The sequence below is a fragment of the Chitinivorax tropicus genome, from assembly GCF_014202905.1.
In the GTDB taxonomy this organism is placed as follows: domain Bacteria; phylum Pseudomonadota; class Gammaproteobacteria; order Burkholderiales; family SCOH01; genus Chitinivorax; species Chitinivorax tropicus.
The window spans coordinates 1-5,399 of record NZ_JACHHY010000048.1; the positions used below are offsets into that span (position 1 = coordinate 1).

Below are 5,399 nucleotides of genomic sequence, written 5' to 3' on the forward strand. Positions count from 1 at the left end.
AAACAACCCTCTTGACGAGGGCCAGCCTCACAGTGGCGCACAAGAGGTGCATCGAATGCATTCGACATTTCCAGCAGAATAATGCAATATGCATAGCCGCCACGTACTCGTATGGATGTTTAGCTGACTAGACATCGACAATACGAAGCTTGGAAATGAAAAAAGCCATGACAGATCATGGCTTTTTTCACAAAACTTGGCGGAAAGGGAGTTCGCCAAACACACCGAACAAGCATTTGATATTAAACAGATAAATAAAAAACCACGCAGCCAACCCACAAATTATACGTCGGAATAAACAGTGTTCGCAGGCGTAACTTGCGCCTAAGCATACCATTGACATGTGGCAGTGCCCCCACGCCCTCGCGATACTCAGCTCACGCCATGCTCGCGCAGCAGTGACGTAGCGTTCAGCCCTTCGCCGACGGCGATGCCCGGCTAGGCTGGGGCCCTATTGATCGATGATGGTTGGCCGCTCCGCCCGCTCCCGCTGCTTGACGATCGGCGCGAACAAGCTGCTAAAGGCGTCCAGCCAGGCCTCGCCCTCCGCATTGGGGGCGCGCGCCACGAAATGGCCATAGCGGTCCCGCCATTCCTGCGGCACTTGCGGTTGACTGTTCACAACGTTCTGGATGTGTTGCGCAAACGAGGCAAACCAGTAATTGGGCTGATCGGCCTGCCCGCTCAATTGCCGAAACTGTGCCAGCACCTCGTCAAAGGTCTGCGGTTTGGGGCCTTGTCGGGATGGGTCCCATATGCTCAGGCTGCTCATCTTGCGTTCCTGTCTTGGGGGCGGCCAGGGGCCACACCCCTGGCCGCTGCGGTTTATTGTTTGAATCGTACTACCAGCCCGGTCTGTTCCGCCAGACTTTGTGGCCTCGATCCCGCCGCATGCCACACCGGGTGCGGTCGGTAGATATAGCTGCCGTCCGGCTGGCGTTGCAGGGTGCCATGGCACGGGCCGTCGAAGTGCAGGCTCAGGGACTGGCCGTCGACATCGCCGATCAACTGGCTGAAGTCGAGGCGCTGGCTGCCGTGGCCGGCCACGGTGAACTGTTGGTTCAGCGCGGTCGGGGGGTCGTTCACCGGCAGGAGGGTCACCACCAACGGTTGGGCCATACTGGCCTGTTGCCCATTGGCCTGCTCAATCGCAGTCGCCACCACCTGTAAGGCAATGCTGCCATAGGCATCGGCCCGCGGAATCAAGCTGAGCGCATTCAGATGCCAACCCCAGCCATAGATGACAAAGTGAACAAACCGTGGCGGCAACGGGGCATGTCGCCGCCAGGAGAAAGCAGGATTACACCAAAGGCTGCACTTCGGTGCGTAGGTAGGCAACCAATCTGTTCCATTCGGACTGATTCGGTTCGGTCTTCACCCAGTTGGACTTCATGTAACCCTCCGTCAATTCCGCCTCGATGGCGTCATAATCCGGATTCCCTACAAGACGCGCCACAATCAGAATGTGGGGTGACGACCTCCCCCCATCTCGCGAGCGCTCTTTCCCCTCTGGGTAAAGCGACCCGTTCATCAGGCTATCCAGCCCCTGCAACGTGGTGGTGGTCGCCAGGATTGGTTCCAGGAAGGCATAAACACTTGCCACCGCCGCGCGCGCTTCCTGATAGGTCGAGAGGTAAAAGATTCGCTTCTGGAGGTCAAGGGGGGGGGGGGCAGAGCCAAAAAACGGTTCGTCATTAGTAAATTTGAACCGTTGGTAGAGGGCCTGCACCGCCTCATGACTGAACTGAGTGGTCACGCCGAAGCGGTAGGCGTCTTTATAGGCATCAGCAATGATGCTAAAACCAATCTTCTGCCCCCCCCCTCCTGGCAACTGACGGGTCAGTTTGATGGCACCAAATTGACCTTTTGATGCGGTAAACCCCAGCGGGCCAAAAGCTTGCAGCATCTGTTCAGTCACAAATTGCTCAGCCTCGTCCTCCCCTGGCAAGTGATCAGCCTCAGGTGGGGCCAGCAGCGCATCCCAGCTGCTGCGCCGCTCAGCCGGCAGTACGATGTCTCCGCGCAAGAACGCCAATGCCAGATCGTCGTCATACACCACCAGCCCCAGCATGGTGGCGGTATCCACCATCAGCTTGCGCATGGCAGTCTGACTGGCTGCCGGCAGCTCGATGTGCCAGATCGCCTGTTCCACGCTTTGCGCACGGGCCACGAAATGGCCATAGCGGTCCCGCCATTCCTGCGGCACCTGCGGCTGGCTGTTCACAACGTTCTGGATGTGTTGCGCAAACGAGGCAAACCAGTAGTTGGGCTGATCGGCCTGCCCGCTCAATTGCCGAAACTGCGCCAGCACCTCGTCAAAGGTCTGCGGTTTGGGGCCTTGTCGGGATGGGTCCCATATGCTCAGACTGCTCATCTTATGTTCCTTGTCTTGGGGGCGGCCAGGGGGCACACCCCTGGCCGCTGCGGTTTATTGTTTGAATCGTACTACCAGCCCGGTCTGTTCCGCCAGACTTTGTGGCCTCGATCCCGCCGCATGCCACACCGGGTGCGGTCGGTAGATATAGCTGCCGTCCGGCTGGCGTTGCAGGGTGCCGTGGCACGGGCCGTCGAAGTGCAGGCTCAGGGACTGGCCGTCGACATCGCCGATCAATTGGCTGAAGTCAATGCGCTGGCTGCCGTGACCGGCCACGGTGAACTGTTGGTTCAGCGCGGTCGGGGTGTCGTTCACCGGCAGGAGGGTCACCACCAACGGTTGGGCCATACTGGCCCGTTACCCATTGGCCTGCTCAATCGCAGTCGCCACTACCTGTAAGGCAATGCTGCCATAGGCATCGGCCCGCGGAATCAAGCTGAGCGCATTCAGATGCCAACCCAGCCATAAAAGTGAACAAACCGTGGCGGCAACGGGGCATGTCGCCGCCAGGGGAAGGCAGGATTACACCAAAGGCTGCACTTCGGTGCGTAGGTAGGCAACCAATCTGTTCCATTCGGACTGATTCGGTTCGGTCTTCACCCAGTTGGACTTCATGTAACCCTCCGTCAATTCCGCCTCGATGGCGTCATAATCCGGATTCCCTACAAGACGCGCCACAATCAGGATGTGGGGTGACGACCTCCCCCCATCTCGCGAGCGCTCTTTCCCCTCTGGGTAAAGCGACCCGTTCATCAGGCCATCCAGCCCCTGCAACGTGGTGGTGGTCGCCAGGATTGGTTCCAGGAAGGCATAAACACTTGCCACCGCCGCGCGTGCTTCCTGATAGGTCGAGAGGTAAAAGATTCGCTTCTGGAGGTCAAGGGGGAGGGGGGCAGAGCCAAAAAACGGTTCGTCATCAGTAAATTTGAACCGTTGGTAGAGGGCCTGCACCGCCTCATGACTGAACTGAGTGGTCACGCCGAAGCGGTAGGCATCTTTATAGGCATCGGCAATGATGCTAAAACCAATCTTCTGCCCCCCCCCTCCTGGCAACTGACGGGTCAGTTTGATGGCACCAAATTGACCTTTTGATGCGGTAAACCCCAGCGGGCCAAAAGCTTGCAGCATCTGTTCAGTCACAAATTGCTCAGCCTCGTCCTCCCCTGGCAAGTGATCAGCCTCAGGTGGGGCCAGCAGCGCATCCCAGCTGCTGCGCCGCTCAGCCGGCAGTACGATGTCTCCGCGCAAGAACGCCAATGCCAGATCGTCGTCATACACCACCAGCCCCAGCGTGGTGGCGGTATCCACCATCAGCTTGCGCATGGCAGTCTGACTGGCTGCCGGCAGCTCGATGTGCCAGATCGCCTGTTCCACGCTTTGGGCGCGCGCCACGAAATGGCCATAGCGGTCCCGCCATTCCTGTGGTACCTGCGGCTGGCTGTTCACAACGTTCTGGATGTGTTGCGCAAACGAGGCAAACCAGTAGTTGGGCTGATCGGCCTGCCCGCTCAATTGCCGAAACTGCGCCAGCACCTCGTCAAAGGTCTGCGGTTCGGGGCCGTGTCGGGATGGGTCCCATATGCTCAGGCTGCTGCTCATGCGGATTCCGCTTTACGCAAGGGGTTGGACTTCGGTGCGCAGATAGGCGACCAACTTATCCCATTCTGCCATATTGGGTTCCGTTTTACTGTAAATGGACTTTTTGAATGCATCAGTCAATTCCACCACCAAGGCCTCGAAGTCTGGATGCCCCGCTAGCCGCGCAACAATCAAGCAGTTCACCAGCGATGCACCAGTCCGGGCCCACTCTTTCGCTTCGGAACACAGCGACCCATTGAGCAGGCTATCCATACCAAGCAGGGTGATTGTGCATGGATAAAGAAGACGCTCGTCAACAATCACTGGAACAGCTGCACGAACGGCGCAAGCAAGTCGTGCAGCTGCATAAAAGCGACCTTGGCATCATGCAGATCGTCGAACTGTCAGGGCTCAGCTATCCGACCGTAGGTAACACCATCAAGCTGTTCGAGGCAGGCGGCTGGCCAGCCATCAAACCTGCGGCACGCGGCCACCAGCACGGTGAAGGCCGACGGCTCAGCGTCGATCAGGAAGCCGCCATTGGGCGCATCATTTGCGACAGTCGCCCCGAGCAGTTGAAGATGGATTTCTATCTGTGGAGCCGCGCCGCTGTCGGGGAGCTGATCCGGCGCGAATACGGCATCGAACTGGGCATGCGCACCGTCGGCAAATGGCTCAAACGCTGGGGTTTCACGCCGCAAAAGCCCATCAAGAAAGCCTATGAACAGCGCCCCGAAGCGGTACGGCAATGGCTGGACGAGCACTATCCGGCGATCGAGGCACAAGCCAAGGCGGAAGGCGGGGAAATCCACTGGGGGGACACAGCGCTGGTCAATACCGATGTACGCGGACGCAGCGACGCACCCGCAGGCAAAACACCCGTCGCCTATGCCGTGGGTGGTACGCGGCAAAAGTTGTCAATGATTGCCACCGCCACCCGTCAAGGCAAGATGCGCTGGATGATTATTGACGAGGCATTCAATGCGGATCGGCTGATTGAAATTCTGGCGTCCCTGATCAAGGAGGCCAAGCGCAAGGTATTTCTGATTTTGGATAATCTGCGCGTGCACCACAGCAAACCGGTCAAAGCATGACTGGCAGAACGTACCGCGCAAATAGAGGTGTTCTACCTGCCAAGTTACAGTCCAGAACTGAGCCCGGAAGAGCGGTTAAACGCCGATCTCAAGCAAGCCATGGGCAAGCGCGCACCGATACGTAGCAGAGCAACATTGCGCGAAGCAGCCAATGAACACATGACGCAGCTGGAGCAATCCCCTGAGCGCGTCCGAGCCTATTTTCAGGGCCCGGTAGTCAAGTATGCGGCGGGCTAAAACATCAAAGGGCCGGATCAATAGTTGCCGAGCCACCCAACGCCACCTCAATATGTGTCGCGCCCCGCTCCAATGCATGCCGGATCAGGCGCCCCACCCCAGCAGTCGTCCGATCC

The 5,399-nt window shown here is 58.5% G+C and carries 7 protein-coding genes and 1 pseudogene; 1 reads left to right on the forward strand and 7 read right to left on the reverse strand.

Features of this window, described 5'->3' with window-relative positions; genetic code table 11:
- Nucleotides 1-451 precede the first annotated feature (451 nt).
- The 6 genes from HNQ59_RS18925 to HNQ59_RS18950 form a co-directional block, all read right to left on the reverse strand.
- Nucleotides 452-772, reverse strand: a complete 321-nt coding sequence (locus HNQ59_RS18925; RefSeq protein WP_184041956.1) for a hypothetical protein — start codon at nucleotides 770-772, stop codon at nucleotides 452-454.
- Between the two features lie 53 nt (nucleotides 773-825).
- Entirely contained in the window at nucleotides 826-1,269 is a 444-nt protein-coding gene (locus tag HNQ59_RS18930; protein WP_184041957.1) for an Ig-like domain-containing protein, read from the reverse strand.
- Nucleotides 1,270-1,300: 31 nt separating this feature from the next.
- Nucleotides 1,301-2,374: a hypothetical protein gene (locus tag HNQ59_RS18935; RefSeq protein WP_184041958.1), complete on the reverse strand. Its 1,074-nt coding sequence runs from the start codon at nucleotides 2,372-2,374 to the stop codon at nucleotides 1,301-1,303.
- Nucleotides 2,375-2,428: 54 nt separating this feature from the next.
- Nucleotides 2,429-2,722: an Ig-like domain-containing protein gene (locus tag HNQ59_RS18940; protein ID WP_184041959.1), complete on the reverse strand. Its 294-nt coding sequence runs from the start codon at nucleotides 2,720-2,722 to the stop codon at nucleotides 2,429-2,431.
- 174 nt (nucleotides 2,723-2,896) lie between these two features.
- Nucleotides 2,897-3,973, reverse strand: coding sequence for a hypothetical protein (locus HNQ59_RS18945; RefSeq protein ID WP_184041960.1), 1,077 nt, complete (start codon nucleotides 3,971-3,973; stop codon nucleotides 2,897-2,899).
- 12 nt (nucleotides 3,974-3,985) lie between these two features.
- Nucleotides 3,986-4,225: a hypothetical protein gene (locus tag HNQ59_RS18950; protein WP_184041961.1), complete on the reverse strand. Its 240-nt coding sequence runs from the start codon at nucleotides 4,223-4,225 to the stop codon at nucleotides 3,986-3,988.
- A gap of 20 nt (nucleotides 4,226-4,245) precedes the next feature.
- Between HNQ59_RS18950 and HNQ59_RS18955 the strand changes: the two are divergent.
- Nucleotides 4,246-5,283, forward strand: a pseudogene (locus HNQ59_RS18955) (IS630 family transposase).
- Nucleotides 5,284-5,287: 4 nt separating this feature from the next.
- Here HNQ59_RS18955 and HNQ59_RS18960 read toward each other — a convergent pair.
- The coding region (locus HNQ59_RS18960) for a glycerate kinase (protein ID WP_184041962.1) at nucleotides 5,288-5,399 on the reverse strand (112 nt) is incomplete at its 5' end.

What these genes read in the sequence shown, in the direction of transcription:
- HNQ59_RS18945 (WP_184041960.1), bottom strand. Translation starts at nt 3,973, where the DNA reads ATGAGCAGCAGCCTGAGCATATGGGACCCATCCCGACACGGCCCCGAA.
- HNQ59_RS18925 (WP_184041956.1), bottom strand. Translation starts at nt 772, where the DNA reads ATGAGCAGCCTGAGCATATGGGACCCATCCCGACAAGGCCCCAAACCG.
- HNQ59_RS18935 (WP_184041958.1), bottom strand. Translation starts at nt 2,374, where the DNA reads ATGAGCAGTCTGAGCATATGGGACCCATCCCGACAAGGCCCCAAACCG.
- HNQ59_RS18950 (WP_184041961.1), bottom strand. Translation starts at nt 4,225, where the DNA reads ATGGATAGCCTGCTCAATGGGTCGCTGTGTTCCGAAGCGAAAGAGTGG.
- HNQ59_RS18940 (WP_184041959.1), bottom strand. Translation starts at nt 2,722, where the DNA reads ATGGCCCAACCGTTGGTGGTGACCCTCCTGCCGGTGAACGACACCCCG.